We start from the raw sequence: 18641 nt of genomic DNA, 5'->3' as shown, positions 1-18641 counted from the left end.
TTCTCTTTTTTTATTAAATTTTACCTACCAAATCTATAAAAGGTATTTCTCTAACTTCCTTTTTAGAATTATAATCTGGATTTTTTTTCGGCCAATAACGCTTGTCTACATTTTTTTCTAACCAAGAAATTAAGTCTTTAAAAAGTGCGTCTCCTTTTTCTTTTTGCAATGTATATAAATCTTCTTTTTCAAAAGGGTCTTTTTTGATATTGTACAAATGCAAACGTCCATACCAGTCAAAGATCAATTTAAAATCGCCTTTTCTAATAGCCGAATGAGGTGTTAAAGGATATCCATCGTAAGGACTTTTATAAATTACATTAAAAGGATAATGCCAGTAATGTGTGTCTTTCTTATAAGATTTAGTTTCATTTTTAATATCGTTAAGTAAACCAATTACACTCTCACCATCCAATTTATTTTTTTCTACAACCTGTTTAGCATTGTAACCTGCAGCTTCTAAAATAGTTGGAAAAATATCTGTACAATCTACAGCAGTATCAACCCACTTACCCTCTTTAATTTTACCTTTCCATCTAAAAATTAAAGGAACTCTAATCCCACCTTCTGTTAAACAGGCTTTTCCTCCTAAAAAAGGATAATTTTCAGTTCCGTTTCCATCAGGCGTTATTTCTCCATCAATTCCGCCATTATCAGACATAAAAACTACTAAAGTATTTTCTTCAATTCCAATTTCTTTTAATTTATCTAAAATTTTTCCAACAGATCTGTCCATACTTTTTATCATAGAAGCATAAATAGCATTGTCTTGTCCGTTAAAGCCTTTCGTTTTTTTTGTGTTGAAATAATCTACTTCGCCTTTTTTACCTTGATAAGGAGAATGAACTGCGAAATGAGAAAAATATAAAAAGAAAGGTTTTTCCTTATCTTTCGCTTTTTCATCAATATAATTTAAAGCCTGTGTTGTTAAATCATCTGTTAAATATTTTTCGCCACTAATTTTTCCTGCATCGCCAATTTCCCATTCTTCTTGAGGCATTTTTGGGAAACGAATTTTTGTTTTCTGATTCCAACCATTAACCCAATTAAAATAGGTAGAGCCTCCACCATCAAAATATGCAAGGGTTTTAAATCCGTTATCTCTAGGCTGAAAACCTTTAGCTCCAAAACCACCTATATGCCATTTTCCAATAAAGGCAGATTCATAATCTTTCAAAGCTTCTGCAATAGAAAGCTCATCTAAATTAGTTTGCATGTTTTTACCTGTCGGAACTGCTGAATTTGAAGTACCATTAATAAGAGCTTGTTCTATTAAAATATTGTCTTTATGCTCTAAAACGTCATTGGCATAATATCCTTTAGGTACTGTTAAATTTTGGTTATAGTAGGTATTTCTATGTGGCATTGCTGTAGTAAAACCCAATCTTGAAGCAAACTTACCTGTTAAAATACTAGCTCTTGTTGGTGAGCATAATTGATTTGTATACGCTTGTGAGAAAGAAACACCTTCACTCATTAATTTGTTAATATTAGGTGTTTCATAAAAAGTACTATCAATAGAAGTATTTAAAAATTTTGCAGCATAGGCTTGTGTATCTACAATACCATAATCGTCTGCTAAAATGAATATGATGTTAGGCTGGTGATTTTTATTTTCTTTGCAAGAAATAAAAAAAAGAAAAAACATTATTAGTGTGAGCGATTTTTGCATGAGGTTAGAAATTTTATATAATATAATAGTAATTATACTTCAAATAAATAAAAAAACTATCCTGTGCTTGTTGGTTATTTAGATTTAAATGTAAAATATTATCAAATACAACCCGGTAGTACAGGATAGCTGTTACTTCAAAAAAACTTTATATTTGGAAAAATCCTATTTTTTTTTTAGAATAAAATAATTTATTCATTAAAATAACACACAATTATGATAAAAAAAATACTTTTAATGACGGCGTTGGCATTGAGCTTTCAGTTCGTAAATGCACAAGCTATTGATGATTCTCAAATTCTATTGTATCTTGATTTTGAAGGTGATGTTGTAGATGCCAAGGGTAATTTTACTTTTACTCAGAATACAGTAAGTTCTAATGCCGGAGCAGTAGGTTCTCCAATGAATGATCCTGTAGACTTTCCAGTTGGTTTGAGTGGTCTTACTTTTAATTCTGGTAAATATGCTAGATTCCGAAAATCATCCATAAGATCTACCAATAGCGTTTACAATTCCTCCGCATCACACAGCATATCGGTGTGGGTTAGAGCTACTTCTAGGGTAAGTACTGAAAGGTTTATTTTAGATATTGGTAATAATGGTGGTGGAACAAACGATGGGCAGGTTCCAATGAGATTCAGGAATAACAATAGTTTATCGTCAAGCGAATCAGGAGGACTCAATGACACCAATAACAGAACAGTTATAAACAACTGGTATCACTTTGCTGTTGTAATGGATGCAACAGCAGGAACTCAGAAACTATACATTAATGGTTTTTTAGATAAAAGTGATACCTCTATAGCTCCAAGAAATGTAATGAATGATATTATTATTGGATCACAGAAATTCCAAGCAGCCAACACAAACTTTTGGGGTCATATGGATGATTTAGTAATTTCATCTGAAGTTTGGACACAAGACCAAGTTAGAGCTGTTATGAACTTAGGAGTAGAGGCTGCAAGAAGTGCTGCTACAACTTATGTATGGAATGGATCAACAGACAATACCTGGGGAGAATCTACTAATTGGACACCAAATGGTGTTCCAAGCTCTTCAAACGATGTAATTATTCCAAGTGGTGCAATAGTTAATGGAGGTGCAATTTCAGTAAGAAATATGATTATACAAGAAAATGCTTCTTTAAATATTACAGGTGCTGTAACTGCAAATTCTACAATCGTTTACAGTGGTGCAAGTTTTATTACTACAGGTGCTGTTTCTGGTTCTTTAACTTATAATGTAATCACTAATGATCCTATTGGTGCTCCTTTAGAATGGCATTTGTTGTCATCTCCTGTTTCTGGTGAAACATATGATGATACTTGGGTGTCAGAAAATTTTATAGGTACAGGAACTGCTAATAATAGGGCTATAGCGATATTTGACAATACAACAGACGCAGATGGAGATTGGATTTATCATCAAAAAAATACAACTGCAACTTTTGACCTAGGTATTGGAATTTCCGCTAGAAAAACATCTGTAAACTCTGCAGGTGAGGAAGAACAATATTCGTTTACAGGTACTTATCCAAACACAGATGTAACTTTATCAATTACAGACCCAGCAAATGATTGGAATTTAATAGGAAATCCTTATCCAGCATATATGCAAGTATCTGATTTAATGTCAACATTTAATAAAGCTAGTATACCAGATACCCATGAAACTGTTTATGTTTGGAATCCTACAACAGAAATATATACTAGTTTATCAGCACCAGATTACATTTCACCTGGTCAAGGTTTTTTTGTTATATCGGAGAATTCTACAGCAAATAATTTTGTAATTGAAACTTCTATGAGAAGTGATGTACCAACAACACCTATTACTTTTTACAAAAATAAAATACCAAAAATTAACCTAACGGTTAGCGATGGAAATAGAACTAGAACTTCAGAAATTACTTACTCAAGTAATAGTAGTTTAGGCTTAGACCCTGGAAAAGACATAGGTCTGTTTACAGGACAACCATCAGATTTCAACATATATACACATTTAGTTGCTGATGATAAAGGGATTGCTTTTGAAAAACAAATGTTACCAAATTCAGAGTTTGAAAAGATGATAGTACCTATTGGCATTACTAGTAAAGTAGGTAAACAACTTGTAATTTCTGCTGAGTCTCAAAACTTACCATCAGGTATCAATGTTTATTTGGAAGATAGAGTTAAAAATACATATACAAAACTAGAGGGTACGTCTGAAACTTATTCACTAACCTTGGATAACAACTTAGATGGCGTGGGAAGGTTTTTTATACATACAAGTCCATCTGAGACTTTAAGTGCAAAGAATGATTTGTTAAATAGTATTAATGTATTTAAAACTAGTAATTCTAGTTTAAGAATTTCAGGTTTAAAAGGCGGTACTTCTTCCATAACACTTTATAACATCTTAGGAAAAGAAGTAGCAAAAAAAGCTTTTAAAGAAAGAGGCAATAAAGAAATTATGTTACCAAATCTTGCAACAGGTATTTATATTGTAAAACTTGAAACAGAATATGGAAACTTGAATAAGAAAATAGTTTTAGAATAGTAACGAGAAAAATAAAACAATTACATCATGAAAAAAACAATAGAAAATAACCAAGACATTTCTCGTAAAGAAGCCATAAAAAAAATAGGTAATTATGGTAAATATGCAGCCTTAACTGCATTAGGAACATACATGATTTTAAATCCTCAAAAAGCACAGGCTCAAAGCCCAGAAGATCCTGGGACAGGATTCTAAATTATTAATAATTTAAAATGCCTTGTAAAATTTCAAGGCATTTTTTTTTAATCCTTACAGGATGAAAAAAATATCACTTTATATTATTATTTTTTTGAGTTTGAAAATCAATAGTCAAAAAAAACCTAATATTATTGTAATTTTTACAGATGATCTTGGCTATGCTGATATTGGAGTAAATAATGTAACTACAGATGTAAAAACACCTCATATAGATTTATTAGCTGAAAATGGTGTTAGGATGACATCTGGCTATATTACGGCGCCACAATGTATCCCTTCAAGAGCAGGAATTCTTACAGGTAGATATCAACAAAAATTTGGTTTAGACCAAAACGGAACAATTCCACTTCCTTTAGACGAAAATTTAATTCCAGAAAGATTAAAAAAAGCTGGTTATGTAACTGGAATGTCAGGTAAGTGGCATTTAGATCCAAATCATGGTTCAAAAGAATGGATCAAAGAAAACATACCAAATACTACAAAAGATAAAAATAATATTCCAAAAAAATTAATTCTTCCTTACAAAAGTTTAAATAGAGGTTTCGATTATGTTTTTGAAGGACATTTAAATAATTATTTTAGCAATTATAATATATCTGATGGAAAGAAAATAAAACCACAGATGTTGAAAGAAAAAGGCTATCGTTTAGAAATTCAAACAAAAGCTGCTTTGAGTTTTATCAAAAAAAATGCAGAAAAGCCATTTTTCTTTTACCTTTCTTATTTTGCGCCACATGTTCCTTTAGAGGCAACTAATAAATATTTAGACAGATTTCCAGAGGATATGCCTGAAAGAAGAAGATATGCATTAGCTATGATTTCTGCGATTGATGATGGTGTAGGAAAAATAAAAGAAGTATTAAAAAAATTACAAATTGAAAAAAACACACTTATCTTTTTTATAAGTGATAATGGCGCACCTTTAAAAATATATAAAGAGGACAAACCTATTTCTTTTAAAGGCGGTGCTTGGAACGGTTCTTTAAACACACCTTATTTAGGGGAAAAAGGGATGCTTTCTGAAGGAGGAATTAGAGTACCTTTTATTATGAATTGGCCTGCAATTTTACCAAAAGGGAAAGTATACAAAAAACCTGTAATTTCTTTAGATGTTGCAGCAACAGTAATTTCATTAGCTGGTTTACCTAAGAACAAAGATTTAGATGGTGTAGATTTAATACCTTTTTTAACTGACACAAAAAAAGGTGAACCACATAAATACTTGTTTTGGAGATTTTGGTCACAATCTGCTGTTAGAAAAGGAAATTATAAATTTTTAAAATTTGGAGAAAGAGAGTTTCTTTTTGACCTTTCCACTAAAGAGCATGAAAACAGAAACTTGATTAAAAGTTTTCCGAAATTGGCCAAAAAAATGAAAAAGCGACTTATAAAATGGTCCTATACACTTCAGAAAAAAGGGATCAATTTACACACTGTAGGAAATGAAAAAAAATGGTTTGAATATTATTTTCCCTCAAAAACAAATTAAAGAGAATTTCTATCAATAAAATTGAATGGAACTTTAAACTGTCCTTTCTCCTTTTCTAATATCATTTTTGCTGCTGTATGTCCCATAATTTTAAAATCTGTAGACACCACTGTAATACCTAAAAGCTCTTTTAAAGGAGTATCATTGTAGGAAATAATACCAACCTCTTCTCCTAAAATAAATTCATCTTCTCTTATTTGTTTCACCAGATTAACTAAGTCAGACTCTTCTATTGTTACAAATAAATCTCCTTTTTTAATAATAATATCCTCATAGACCTCTTCCAAATATTGAAAATCAATATTGTGCTCAAAACAAAATTTTCTAAAACCATTCAGAATTCTCTTAGGATAAGGATATACTGTTTTAGTCGGATAAAATAAAATTAAATTTTTATACTTTTTTAACTTAACATGAGCTTCACTCAACGCATCATAAATATCATTTTCAAAATCTTGAAAAATTTCTACAGATCCACCTTGCATTCCCTCTTTTAAATTATCTAAAATTACAAGTTTCTCTTTTGAAATATCTTTCAGAGCTTGAATAACTTTATCTGTATAACTAGTGTGGTTTAAAGACTCTGTTTTAAAATGAGGCATAATAATAAAATAGTCATAGGCAGACTTATTCTTTGCTATCAAATTTAAAAACAACGATTCATCACAATGATATATGTGAAGATCTGTATGCGTATTAGGACCTATACTATCAATAAATGAATTATAAACTCTTAACTTATAAGAGCTTAACTTATTAATCAAAAACAAAATATTAACCTTAGAAATCAATTTTGTTCTGGTAATGTAATACCCTTTTCCTTTTATTGATGAAATAATATTTCTTTTTTTTAAAATATTATATGCTTTTTCGACGGTATCTCTCGATAAATAAAACTCTTCACTAAATTTATTTATCGAGGGAATTCTTTGGTCTATTACCAAATTACCATTTGATATATTTGCTATAATTTCGTTTACAATTTGCTGATATTTTGGAATTCTAGAATTTTCATCAATAGTAATAAAATTGAACATAAACTTTAATTAAATGATTAATTTTTGACAAAAATATATATTATAATGATTAATTTGTTGCTTTTTGTTTAAAAATAAGAATATAATTTTTAAAATTAATCTTTATTAAAAAAAGTAATTAATAACCACATAGTACAGGATACAATTAGATTATCATGACTGTAATTTTGGAATAATAATTTTTTAACAATTTTTATGAAAACCAATACAAAAACATTTAAGTACGTAGACTACTTGTGGGATGATGAAAAGGCAGCCTCATTAGGTAACGATCAGGTGGCGTTATTTTTATATCGTTCTAATATTTTAGGTGCAGATTTAAGAATAACCAATTATGGAGGTGGAAACACAAGTTGTAAAACGATAGAAAAAGATCCGCTTACAAACCAAGACGTAGAGGTGATGTGGGTAAAAGGTTCTGGTGGAGATATTGGTACTTTAGATAGAGCAGGAATTGCAGGTTTGTATACAAGTCGATTGCGAGATTTAAAAAACGTTTACCAAGGTTTGCATGACGAAGATAGAATGGTAGGGCTTTTTAATCATTGTATTTATGATTTAAACAGTAAAGCACCATCTATAGATACTCCTTTACACGGTTTATTACCTTTTGCACATATCGATCATTTACATCCGGATGCTTTAATTGCTGTAGCTGCCGCAAAAGACAGTGAAAAAGTAACTAAAGAAATCTGGGGAGATACTATGGGATGGGTGCCTTGGCAAAAACCTGGTTTTGACCTTGGTCTTCAATTAGAAAAATGTTTAGCAGACAATCCTAGAATTAGAGGAATTGTATTGGGTTCTCATGGCTTATTTACATGGGGAAACACCTCTTATGAATCGTATATAAATAGTTTAGAGGTAATAGAGATGGCCTCTGAATATATTGATAAAAAAATTAAAGAAAAAGGCAGTGTTTTTGGTGGACAAAAAGTAATAAGTTTACCGGCAGAAGAAAGGAAAGAAAAAGCGGCACAATTAATGCCGCTATTAAGAGGATTGTGTTCATCTGAAAACAGAATGATTGGTCATTTCTCAGATACAGATGTAGTTTTAGAATTCATAAATAGTAACGATCTAGAGCGTTTGGCACCTATGGGAACTTCTTGTCCAGACCACTTTTTAAGAACAAAAATTCAACCTTTAGTTTTAACATTAGATAAGAATGAAGATCTTTCTGATGCTGATGCAATTCGCAAAAAACTAACACCAGCATTTGAAGCTTACCGAAAAGAATATGAAGATTATTACAACACGTGTAAGAAAGATAATAGTCCGGCAATAAGAGATGCAAATCCGGTAATAATTATTTACCCAGGTGTAGGAATGTTTAGTTTTGCTAAAAACAAACAAACTACCCGAGTTGCCAACGAATTTTACATTAATGCAATAAATGTAATGCGAGGTGCAGAAGCTATTTCTGCTTATACTTCGTTGCCAAGACAAGAAGCCTTTGATATTGAATATTGGCTTCTAGAAGAAGCAAAACTTCAACGCATGCCAAAAGAAAAACCATTATCTAGAAAGGTTGCTCTTGTCACTGGTGCTGGTGGTGGAATTGGAAAAGCTATTGCAGATAAATTAGCTGCAGAAGGCGCAAATATTGTGCTTACAGATATTAACGAGAATAGTTTAATAGAGGCAAATGCTACTTACAAAAGAGATGTTGCTACCTATGCTGTTTGCGATGTTACAGATACAGAGTCTATTGCAAACGCCTATAAAAAGGCTTGTTTAGAATTTGGTGGCGTAGATATTATTGTACACAGTGCCGGATTGGCAATTTCTAAATCATTAGAAGAAACAACAAACAAAGATTGGAATATTCTACAAAATATTCTGGTTAAAGGTCAGTTTGAGCTTGCTCAACAAGCTGTAAATATCATGAGAAAACAAGCCCTTGGGGGAGATTATATTTCTATAGCTAGTAAAAACGGATTGGTTGCAGGACCAAATAATGTTGCTTACGGAACTGCAAAAGCTGCACAACAACACATGGTTCGTTTGTTGGCTGCAGAACTAGGTAAAGACAAAATTAGAGTAAATACCGTAAATCCTGATGGAGTAATCGTTGGAAGTAAAATTTGGGAAGGTACTTGGGCAGAGGGTAGAGCAAAAGCAAACGGAATTACTGTTGAAGAACTTCCTGCCTTTTATGCAAAAAGAAACCTGTTAAACGAAATTATTAGACCCGAAGATATTGCAAATGGTGTATTCTCTTTAGTAGGAATTCTAGACAAATCTACCGGAAACATTATAAATGTAGATGGAGGAATGGCAAATGCTTTTGTAAGATAATAAGGTATATAAATTATAGTATTTTAGAACTTCCATAGAGACTAGAAATTTTATGGAAGTTTTTTAGTTAAAAACCAATTTTTATGAGACTAACTCAACAACAAATAGAAGACGCTAATAAAAGTGAATTAGCTACTCACAATAATAGTTATAATTTCTTAGCAGATATATTAACAAAACAAGGTAAAGATGTTGCTACAATAGTATCTAAACTCTCTAATTTTCAAGTAGCAGTTCCTAGTTGGGCATTGGGTGCCGGAGGAACAAGATTTGGAAGATTTTCTTTTTACGGAGAACCCTCTACCTTAGCACAAAAAATAGATGATATTGGTATTTTACACCAATTAACACAAACTGCTGGTGCTGTTTCTTTACATATTCCATGGGATATTCCTTCTGATTATGCAGCAATAAAAGAACAAGCAGATACTTTAAATATTAAATTCGATGCCGTTAATTCAAATACTTTTCAAGATCAAAAAAACGCAAAAGAAAGTTACAAATATGGCTCTTTAAGCAATACTAGCAAAGCTGTAAGAGAACAAGCAATTGCCCATAATTTAGAAGTTATAAATATTGGAAATAAACTTGGTTCTAAAAGTTTAACCGTTTGGCTGGCAGATGGTTCTTGTTTTCCTGGACAAAATAACTTTCAAACCGCATTACAACACACACAGAATAGCTTACAAGATATTTACCATGGATTACCAGATGATTGGAAGCTTTTAATTGAGTACAAACCTTACGAACCAAATTTTTACAGTACTGTAATACAAGATTGGGGAACTTCTTTTATGTTGGCTAATGAGTGCGGAGAAAAAGCTTTTTCTTTGGTAGATTTAGGTCATCATTTACCAAATTCGAATATAGAACAAATTGTTTCTATTTTAATGTTAAAAGGAAAACTAGGTGGTTTTCATTTTAATGATAGCAAATATGGTGATGATGATGTAACTGTTGGAAGTATAAAACCTTACGCACTTTTCTTAATTTTTAATGAGTTGGTTTACGGTATGGAAAACAATCCTCAAAATCCAGATTTGGCATGGATGATAGACGCAAGCCATAATGTAAAAGATCCTTTAGAAGATTTAATTCAATCTTTAGAAGCCATACAAGAGGCATATGCAAAAGCTTTATTGGTAGACCAAAAAGCACTAAAAAACGCACAATTAGAAAATGATGTTGTTAAATGTCAAGAAATTTTACAAGGTGCTTTTAGAACAGACGTAAGACCATTATTGTCATCAGCTAGATTAAAAACAGGAGGAGCAATAAATCCAATTTTAAGCTACCGAAGTTTAAAAGTTAGAGAAGGTTTAATTAAAGAAAGAGGTAAAAACACCATCGCAACAGGCTTGTAAAATAAAATACCATGAAACAAAAAGTTACTGCCGTTTTCGATATTGGAAAAACAAACAAGAAATTCTTTCTTTTTGATAAAAACTTTAAAGAAGTATATAGAGAGTACTCTTCCTTTGAAGAAATTAAAGACGAAGATGGTTATCCAACAGAAAATCTTGCTGCTTTACAAACTTGGTTAAAAGATATTTTTGATAGCATTTTAAAAAGTGAAGAATACACTATTAAAGCTATTAATTTTTCTACATACGGTGCAAGCTTTGTACATTTAGATGAAAACGGAGAGGTATTAACTCCTTTATACAACTATACTAAAGAAATTGATAGTAATTTAATTGATGATTTTTATAAAAAATACGGTCCAGAATTAGAATTTACTAGAATTACAGGCTCCCCAAAATCGGGACTTTTAAATTCTGGAATGCAACTATATTGGTTGAAACATACAAAGCCAGAAATTTTTAAAAAAATAAAATACTCATTGCATTTGCCTCAGTATTTAAGCTATATTTTTACCGGAATTCCGTTTAGTGAATATACAAGTATTGGCTGTCATACTTCTTTGTGGAATTACGAAATTAAAGATTATCACGATTGGGTTTATAAAGAAGAAATTCATAAAATATTACCACCAATAGTCTCTACCGAAACAAGTGTAAATATGAACTATAATGGCACAAGAATTAAAATTGGAGTTGGCATTCATGATAGTTCCTCTGCCCTACTTCCGTATGTTAGAAGTATTAAAAAGCCTTTCGTTTTGGTGTCTACAGGTACTTGGTCTATTGCCCTAAATCCTTTTTCTGCGGTTCCATTATCGACTAAAGAAACAACAGAGGGTTGTATCAATTACATGCGTATAAATGGGAAACCTGTAAAGTCTTCTCGCTTATTTTTAGGCAATGAATATAAAATTCAAGTACAAAAAATGGCCGCAAAATTTGGAGTTTCTAAAGACTATCATAAAAGCGTAACATTTAATTATGAAGCATATTCAGAAATTATAAAAGATTTTGAATATGCTTTTAAATGGGTTTCTTTTTCTGATAAAAATATGCCTTCGAAAACAAACTACTCTTACCATTCTTTTGAACATGCATATCATCATTTAATGATAGAATTGGTGCAGTTACAAGTACAAAGTATTCAACGAATTTCTAAAACTCAAGATATTGATAGGCTTTATGTAGATGGTGGTTTTTCTGATAACGATGTGTATATAAAATTACTATCTCATTATTTAAGAGGCATGAAGTTACGAACTACAAAAGCCTCTTTAGGTTCTGCATTAGGTGCGGCAATAGCAATTTCAGATTCGAAATTAAATTCTAAATTTTTAAAAAAGAACTATTCTTTAAAAAAGCATGTTCCTTTTATTATAAAATAACAAACAATGGCACTAAACATAAATACTAAGTATCCGTCTGTCGACGACTTAAGAAATAGAGCAAAGAAAAAAATTCCGAAATTTGCTTTCGAATATTTAGATGGTGGTTGTAACGAAGATGTAAATTTACATAGAAATACATCCGAATTAAGAGAAGTTCAGTTAAAGCCAAACTATTTGAAAAATCATGGCGGCTCATCAACAAAAACAACATTATTTGGAGTAGAATATGACGCTCCTTTTGGTATTGCCCCTGTTGGTTTACAAGGATTAATGTGGCCAAATTCTCCAGAAATACTTGCAAAAGCTGCTTTTAACCATAACATTCCGTTTATTTTAAGCACCGTTACTACTACAAGTATAGAAAGAGCTGCCGAGCTTACAGAAGGAAAAGCTTGGTTTCAACTATATCATCCAACAAAAGACAGTTTACGAAACGACCTATTAAAAAGAGCTGAATCGGCAGGCTGCCCCGTTTTAGTAATTCTTTGTGATGTACCTAGCTTTGGTTTTAGACCCAGAGATATAAGAAACGGATTGGCAATGCCACCAAAAATGAATGTCAGTAATATTTTACAAGCTTTAGGTAGGCCACACTGGAGCCTAGAAACCTTAAAACACGGAATTCCGAATTTTGCTAATTTACTGCCTTATATGCCTAAAAATTTAGATTTAAAACAGTTAGGTAAATTTATGGATGAAACTTTTTCTGGGAGGTTAAACGAAGAAAAAATAAAGCCAATTCGTGATATGTGGAAAGGAAAAATTGTTCTAAAAGGAGTTGCATCACACTATGATGCAGAGCAAGCTATTCGATTGGGTTTAGACGGAATTATTGTTTCCAACCATGGCGGTCGTCAATTAGATGCTGGTGAATCTACCATAAAACCTCTAGCGTCTATTGCTGCAAAATATGGAGATCAAATAGAAGTAATGATGGATAGTGGAATACGGTCTGGTGTCGATGTAGCAAGGTCTTTGGCATCTGGTGCAAAATTTACTTTTATGGGACGTTCTTTTATGTACGGAGTTGCTGCCTTAGGCAACAAAGGTGGCGACCATACAATTTCTTTAATTAAAGCAGAACTGCAACAAGTAATGGAGCAAGTTTGCTGTGAAAAAGTAAAAGATTTTCCGAATCACTTAATTTAAAAATCAATCTAAAAAACCAATTTATATGAGTCAAGTTAGTATAGAATCTGAACAAATAGAAGATATTGCTGGCGGAGAGTTTGAGAGAGAACCAGTACCAAAATCGAAATTAAAAGGTTGGAAAAGTTTTATTGGCATGTATGCTGGTGAGCATGCAGCAGGTACAGAGTTTATGATTGGGCCTTTGTTTTTAACAGCTGGTGTAAGCGCCTTTGATTTAATTATTGGGTTGCTTCTTGGTAACTTACTTGCTGTAGTAAGTTGGCGATTTTTAACGGCAGAAATTGCTGTAAAAAATCGATTGACATTGTATTATCAATTAGAAAAAATTTGCGGTAAAAAACTCGTAACGGGTTATAATTTGGCAAACGGTATTTTGTTTTGCTTTTTGGCTGGCTCAATGATTACTGTTTCTGCAACTGCCGTTGGTATTCCTTTTAATATGTCAATGCCAACATTAACCGATACATTACCAAACGGAACTACTTGGATACTTATTGTTATTGCAATTGGCGCCGTAATTTCTGTAATTGCTGCAAGAGGATATGACACCGTAACGAAAGCAGCTAATTGGATGTCGCCAATAATAGTTTTGGCTTTTATTGCCTGCGGTATTGTAGCTTTAAACCAGTTACATGTAACTAGTTTTTCAGATTTTTGGAATATTTGGGGTGAAGGCTCCACTCCTTTTCCAGGACAAATAAAATTTACTTTTTGGCACGTTGTAATTTGGTCTTGGTTTGCCAATGGTGCCATGCATATTGGCATGTCTGACTTGTCGGTATTTAGGTTTGCAAAAGAGGCAAAAGCCGGCTGGGCAACTGCTGCCGGAATGTATGTTGGACATTATATGGCATGGATTGCTGCTGCTTTATTATACGCCGTTTATTTAAAATCGCCAGAGGCATTGGCATTTTTAAGTAACGGAGAAGCACCACCCGTTGCTCCTGGTCCATTAGCAAATAATGCTATTGGTGTATTTGGTATTATTGCTGTTGTTTTGGCTGGTTGGACAACCGCTAACCCTACAATATACCGAGCAGGATTGGCTTTTCAGGCAATTTTACCTAAACTTTCTACCGCCAAAGTAACTATTATTGCAGGGACTGTAGCTACCATTGCAGGGCTGTTTCCTGCTTTTGCCATGAAACTACTTGGCTTTGTTGCCTTATATGGTTTTATTTTAGCTCCTGTGGGTGCTGTAATTGCATTTGAACATTTCTTTGCTGAAAAATTCGGAATTCAAAAAAATTACGCAGCTGTTGCCGGCATACAAATTAACAAAGCTGTGTTATTTGCTTGGTTAATTAGTTTTGGTCTCTTTTATTTTATCCACTTACAGTTTGATGTTTTTTTATCTTTTGTTACGCTACCTTCTTGGCTTTTAAGCGGTGTGCTATTTTTAGTATTTAGTAAATATTTACAACGTAAAAAAAAGAAACAATAATATATTTAACAACTATTTAAAAAGCATTGTATTTACTACAATGCTTTTTTTATTTCAATAAATGACTAGTGTTTGATTAAAATTTCACTATTTTGATAACATTAAATGAAAATGATATGAAAAAAACTGTTTTTATAGATATGGATGGGGTTATTGTTGATTTTGGTTATCAGGTTAAAAAAATAAATGCCGATGAAACTATTGCTCCAGAGCTTAAAAAAAATCCGGATTTAGTAAAGGATGTATTCAAAGATCCTCCTCCAATACAAGGAGCAATAGATGCCATAAAAAAGCTATATCAATCTAATAAATACAACCTATTTATTGCTACTACAGCACCGTGGGAGAATCCGGAAAGTTTAACACATAAAAGAATATGGTTGGAAAAGTATTTTGAGGATATTTTTAAAAAGAAACTTTTTACTACCCACAGAAAAGATTTGCTAATTGGCGATTTTTTAATTGATGATAGACACGCAAATGGTGCTATCGATTTTAAAGGTGAGCTTCTACATTTTGGGTGGAACTACGAAAAAGAAGTTTGGAATGAATATAAAAATTGGGACATGATTTTAAAACGATTATTATAAGCCATTTTTAGTATTCTTACTATATAAATACTCTTTCGATTATAATTTTTCGAAAGCAATTAAAGTTCTAGTACTTACGCTATTTTAAAGCTTTAACCTAAAGATTCAAATAAGCGTGTTTTTTTTATTAGTGTTTTTAATTCGGTTTTCTATTATTTAAGTAGTGTTTGACCAAGAGAAGCATTTAATTTTATCATATTTGAATTATTATGATATATAAAAAACGTTTTGATATCAATTAATAAATGACCATAAACACTAGAATTTTGCCTTTTGTAGGTTGTAAGTAGTTTGAAAATTGAGCTAAAATTAAACGTTTGAATTAGAAAAGACTGTCGCATAAATAGCACATTTGCTATTTCTAACATAATAGCAACAACCAAAAAAATAAAATATGTAATATATTTGCTAACTTTATCGCACAAAACACACTACTTTTTTTACACTAAGTTATCGTAACCAATCGCACCGAGTAAATAGCGTAAAAATTCTATAAAAGATGCGTACTACTATTTTTAATAAATCTGTTATTTTTGACAAAAGACTAGTATTTACTCTAATCTTCCTATCCTATATTTTATTCCCTACCAACAATTCTTCTTTAGATTCATATGCATACGCAGGATATGTAAAATATAATTATTATTTATTTACACCTCATCATCTTTTTAGTAATGTTATAATATACGTTTTATTACTCCCAATCAAATATTTGGGTATTAGTGTAGATATTCTCCTTTTTAGCAAACTCATCAACAGTGTTTTTCAACTTGTAAATCTCATTATTTTCTATAAAATAGTAACTTTTTTAAAAATTAAAGAGAAAACAAAATTATTATATATTCTAATTCTTGCTTTTAGCTTTAGTTTATGGAGGTACGGAACAGAAAATGAAACTTATATTATTCCGATTGGTTTTTCGTTACTGGGAAGTTATTATTTTCTAAAAAATATAAAAAAAGGTAAAACTTTCTATATTATTTTAAGTAGTCTTTTTGGTGTTGTAGCTTGTTTATTTCATCAAATACATTTCTTTTGGTGGTTGGGCATAATGTTTGGTTTTTCTTTTTACAAAAGAAATAGTAAGCTTATATATTGGTATCTAACTCCAGCTTTATTAGTACCTATATGTTATATTTTAGTGCTTACACTTTATGAAAAACAAGAGCTAACATTATTTAATTTACAACATTTTGTTTTTAATGATTTTTATCAAGGTAGTGTAATGACAAATTTTGGCTGGAAAGGTTTATTCTTTCAAGCAATTAATACTATTAGAACCTATTTTCAAATACATGCAAACATGTATGTTTTGATAAAAAATAACTGGGTGTATCTTATTCCTCTAATCTTATGTATAGTTATTTCTTATTCACTTTTAAAAGATTTTAAAACAGATAAAAAACTAATTACAAAAAAAGAAAATGATTTAAAGATATATGTTAAGGTTCATATATTTATTTTTATAGCAAACTACCTATTCGCTTTTTATAATGCTGGAAATATAGAATTTATGGTGATGCTACCTTTTCTATTAATTCTTTACATTGCAATTACATATGACATAAATTATAAAGTCTCTCAGAAAATAGTATGGTTGCTGTTTATTTGGAATTTCTCTTTCGGTATTTTTCCAAATTATAAGTATAATTATTATAACGATACAGCGTTAGTTGATTACATGATTAAAAATAAAGAGAAAACGTTTATTGTTAAAAACCACACAACTATTACGCAATATTTTTATAAAACAGGTATAGATAATCCTAAAAATATATTTCAACTTCATAAGATAAATGAAGATACATTAAATGAGTTAATAAAAGTTAATAACGAAATATATAGCGATGTAATAAATAAACCTGAAATATTTAACAAAGAAAAAATGACATTAAACAATCAAGGTATAAATTTTACAAAGTACCAAAAAGATAAATTATTTTCTTATAAAGGCTTTTATGGAAAAACTACTGTTATAAAAATAACAGAAAGATAATAACGGATAGTTAGAATAGGTAAAAATATTTCTTATTTCTTTCTTGCCCAACTACCACTCTCATATTTTCTATTTGGTATTTATTTGCTAAATTAGGAGGCGAAAAGTCACAGCTTATAATCAGAAAAAGTGAAACTATTTAAGCTAATAAAGAAAGCAAAAAACTAACGTCTTAAAACCATTGATCTTAAGAGAATTACAAGCAACAAAAAACCATCCTGAAGAGGATGGTTTTTTGTGGTCCCACTTGGGCTCGAACCAAGGACCACCTGATTATGAGTCAGGTGCTCTAACCAACTGAGCTATGGGACCAAAATTATTGGGTGCAAATGTAATACTTATTTTAAAATCTGACAATAAAAATTTAAAATCTTAAACAGATCTGTTCATTAACCACAAACCAAAGTTTTTTAAATTCGTTTTTGAGCTGTCCGAAATATCCATTTTTGTAAGCGTATCAAAAGCGTTGTTGGTATATTGTTCAATAGCAACTTTAATTAACTTAGGAATATTGTTTTGCTCAAAAATTCTGCGAACATCAGCTATTTTAACGGTATTTTCCTTTAGTTTTCTTCGGTAATAATAGCTCAATTTTCCTTTATCCTCCTCATTAGCTACTTCTAATGCTTTTAAGTACAAGTATGTTTTTTTATTTTCTATAATATCTCCTCCTACTTGCTTTCCAAAAGTTTCAGGATTTCCGAAAGTGTCTAAAAAATCATCTTGTAGCTGAAAAGCCAGACCTAAATTTAAACCAAAATCGTAAATTAAATTGGCATTTTCGGTATTAGTTTCTGCAACAATTGCTCCCATTTTTAGGGCTGCGGCAACTAAAACAGATGTTTTTAAACGAATCATGTTTATATACTCGGGTATTGTAACGTCGTTTCTAGTTTCGAAATCGACATCTAACTGCTGTCCGTCGCAAACCTCTAAAGCAGTTTTACTGAATAGTTTGGCTAATTGGTGGAAAACTTCAGGATTATAATTTTCGAAATATTGATACGCAAGAATCAGCATTGCATCACCAGAAAGAATACCCGTATTTACATCCCATTTTTCATGTACGGTAGCTTTTCCTCTACGCAAGGGAGCCGCATCCATAATATCGTCATGCACCAATGTGAAATTATGAAAAACCTCTATAGCAAGTGCTGCTGGCAGGGCTTTTTTATAATCATCAGAAAAAATATCTGCCGCCATTAAAGTTAATATAGGACGAATTCTTTTTCCGCCTAACTGCAAAATATAATCGATAGGTTCGTAAAGATTTTTAGGCTCTCTTACCCATTCTTTATTGTTTAAAAACTCAAGAAAGTCTTTTTGATAATGTAAAATATCCAAATCTGTATTTTTTTTTGTAAAAATAATGCAAAGAAACGCTTCTTCATCATTGAAATGTTAAAAAATATTTAAAACTTTGGAAACTTAATTTGTTTCTAAAGTTTCCGTTCGTACCTTTGCTCTTT

Annotated in this window: 13 protein-coding genes and 1 tRNA gene; 10 read left to right on the top strand and 4 right to left on the bottom strand. The window is 31.2% G+C overall.

Features of this window, described 5'->3' with window-relative positions; translation table 11 throughout:
* Positions 1 to 13 precede the first annotated feature (13 nt).
* Complete coding sequence (locus WHD54_RS08330) at positions 14 to 1672, bottom strand: sulfatase (RefSeq protein WP_088323865.1); 1659 nt, start codon at positions 1670 to 1672, stop codon at positions 14 to 16.
* 216 nt (positions 1673 to 1888) lie between these two features.
* On the opposite strand from WHD54_RS08330, the gene WHD54_RS08325 reads away from it, so the two are divergent.
* The 3 genes from WHD54_RS08325 (at position 1889) to WHD54_RS08315 (ending at position 5900) form a co-directional block, all read left to right on the top strand.
* Positions 1889 to 4213, top strand: coding sequence for a LamG-like jellyroll fold domain-containing protein (locus tag WHD54_RS08325; protein ID WP_088323866.1), 2325 nt, complete (start codon positions 1889 to 1891; stop codon positions 4211 to 4213).
* A gap of 27 nt (positions 4214 to 4240) precedes the next feature.
* The gene (locus WHD54_RS08320) at positions 4241 to 4408 is read left to right on the top strand and encodes a hypothetical protein (RefSeq protein WP_198943149.1); all 168 of its coding nucleotides are present in this window, start codon (positions 4241 to 4243) and stop codon (positions 4406 to 4408) included.
* 61 nt (positions 4409 to 4469) lie between these two features.
* Positions 4470 to 5900: a sulfatase-like hydrolase/transferase gene (locus tag WHD54_RS08315; RefSeq protein ID WP_088323867.1), complete on the top strand. Its 1431-nt coding sequence runs from the start codon at positions 4470 to 4472 to the stop codon at positions 5898 to 5900.
* Here WHD54_RS08315 and WHD54_RS08310 read toward each other — a convergent pair.
* Entirely contained in the window at positions 5897 to 6937 is a 1041-nt protein-coding gene (locus WHD54_RS08310; RefSeq protein WP_088323868.1) for a GntR family transcriptional regulator, read from the bottom strand. The two genes, WHD54_RS08315 and WHD54_RS08310, sit on opposite strands and share 4 nt — an antisense overlap.
* 195 nt (positions 6938 to 7132) lie before the next feature.
* Here WHD54_RS08310 and WHD54_RS08305 point away from each other — a divergent pair, with 195 nt between their 5' ends.
* The 7 genes from WHD54_RS08305 to WHD54_RS08275 all read left to right on the top strand — a co-directional run bounded on the left by WHD54_RS08305 (position 7133) and on the right by WHD54_RS08275 (position 17172).
* Positions 7133 to 9238 carry a bifunctional aldolase/short-chain dehydrogenase gene (locus tag WHD54_RS08305; protein ID WP_088323869.1) on the top strand — a complete coding sequence of 702 codons (2106 nt, stop codon included), beginning with the start codon at positions 7133 to 7135 and terminating at the stop codon, positions 9236 to 9238.
* A gap of 83 nt (positions 9239 to 9321) precedes the next feature.
* Positions 9322 to 10602 (top strand): sugar isomerase, encoded by a 1281-nt coding sequence (locus tag WHD54_RS08300; protein WP_088323870.1) that lies wholly within the window; start codon positions 9322 to 9324, stop codon positions 10600 to 10602.
* Positions 10603 to 10613: 11 nt separating this feature from the next.
* The gene (locus WHD54_RS08295) at positions 10614 to 11987 is read left to right on the top strand and encodes an FGGY-family carbohydrate kinase (protein WP_088323871.1); all 1374 of its coding nucleotides are present in this window, start codon (positions 10614 to 10616) and stop codon (positions 11985 to 11987) included.
* Positions 11988 to 11993: 6 nt separating this feature from the next.
* Complete coding sequence (locus WHD54_RS08290; protein ID WP_088323872.1) at positions 11994 to 13139, top strand: alpha-hydroxy acid oxidase; 1146 nt, start codon at positions 11994 to 11996, stop codon at positions 13137 to 13139.
* Positions 13140 to 13164: 25 nt separating this feature from the next.
* Complete coding sequence (locus tag WHD54_RS08285) at positions 13165 to 14586, top strand: purine-cytosine permease family protein (RefSeq protein WP_088323873.1); 1422 nt, start codon at positions 13165 to 13167, stop codon at positions 14584 to 14586.
* Between the two features lie 116 nt (positions 14587 to 14702).
* Positions 14703 to 15176, top strand: coding sequence for a 5' nucleotidase, NT5C type (locus WHD54_RS08280; protein ID WP_088323874.1), 474 nt, complete (start codon positions 14703 to 14705; stop codon positions 15174 to 15176).
* 499 nt (positions 15177 to 15675) lie between these two features.
* On the top strand, positions 15676 to 17172 hold the full coding sequence (locus WHD54_RS08275; protein WP_143744255.1) for a hypothetical protein: 1497 nt from the start codon (positions 15676 to 15678) through the stop codon (positions 17170 to 17172).
* A 238-nt stretch (positions 17173 to 17410) separates the two neighbouring features.
* Here WHD54_RS08275 and WHD54_RS08270 read toward each other — a convergent pair.
* Positions 17411 to 17484 (bottom strand) — tRNA-Ile (locus WHD54_RS08270).
* Positions 17485 to 17544: 60 nt separating this feature from the next.
* Entirely contained in the window at positions 17545 to 18516 is a 972-nt protein-coding gene (locus WHD54_RS08265; RefSeq protein ID WP_088323876.1) for a polyprenyl synthetase family protein, read from the bottom strand.
* Positions 18517 to 18641: the final 125 nt, after the last annotated feature.

Origin of the sequence: Polaribacter tangerinus, assembly GCF_038024095.1 — a bacterium.
GTDB lineage: Bacteria > Bacteroidota > Bacteroidia > Flavobacteriales > Flavobacteriaceae > Polaribacter > Polaribacter tangerinus.
The sequence above is the reverse complement of the archived record's forward strand: the minus strand, read 5'-3'. Positions and strand labels throughout refer to the sequence as shown.

Excerpts from the sequence above, each read along its gene's own strand:
- WHD54_RS08275 (WP_143744255.1), top strand. The coding sequence starts at position 15,676 with ATGCGTACTACTATTTTTAATAAATCTGTTATTTTTGACAAAAGACTA.
- WHD54_RS08305 (WP_088323869.1), top strand. The coding sequence starts at position 7,133 with ATGAAAACCAATACAAAAACATTTAAGTACGTAGACTACTTGTGGGAT.
- WHD54_RS08300 (WP_088323870.1), top strand. The coding sequence starts at position 9,322 with ATGAGACTAACTCAACAACAAATAGAAGACGCTAATAAAAGTGAATTA.
- WHD54_RS08290 (WP_088323872.1), top strand. The coding sequence starts at position 11,994 with ATGGCACTAAACATAAATACTAAGTATCCGTCTGTCGACGACTTAAGA.
- WHD54_RS08280 (WP_088323874.1), top strand. The coding sequence starts at position 14,703 with ATGAAAAAAACTGTTTTTATAGATATGGATGGGGTTATTGTTGATTTT.
- WHD54_RS08320 (WP_198943149.1), top strand. The coding sequence starts at position 4,241 with ATGAAAAAAACAATAGAAAATAACCAAGACATTTCTCGTAAAGAAGCC.
- WHD54_RS08330 (WP_088323865.1), bottom strand. The coding sequence starts at position 1,672 with ATGCAAAAATCGCTCACACTAATAATGTTTTTTCTTTTTTTTATTTCT.
- WHD54_RS08285 (WP_088323873.1), top strand. The coding sequence starts at position 13,165 with ATGAGTCAAGTTAGTATAGAATCTGAACAAATAGAAGATATTGCTGGC.
- WHD54_RS08315 (WP_088323867.1), top strand. The coding sequence starts at position 4,470 with ATGAAAAAAATATCACTTTATATTATTATTTTTTTGAGTTTGAAAATC.
- WHD54_RS08310 (WP_088323868.1), bottom strand. The coding sequence starts at position 6,937 with ATGTTCAATTTTATTACTATTGATGAAAATTCTAGAATTCCAAAATAT.
- WHD54_RS08295 (WP_088323871.1), top strand. The coding sequence starts at position 10,614 with ATGAAACAAAAAGTTACTGCCGTTTTCGATATTGGAAAAACAAACAAG.
- WHD54_RS08325 (WP_088323866.1), top strand. The coding sequence starts at position 1,889 with ATGATAAAAAAAATACTTTTAATGACGGCGTTGGCATTGAGCTTTCAG.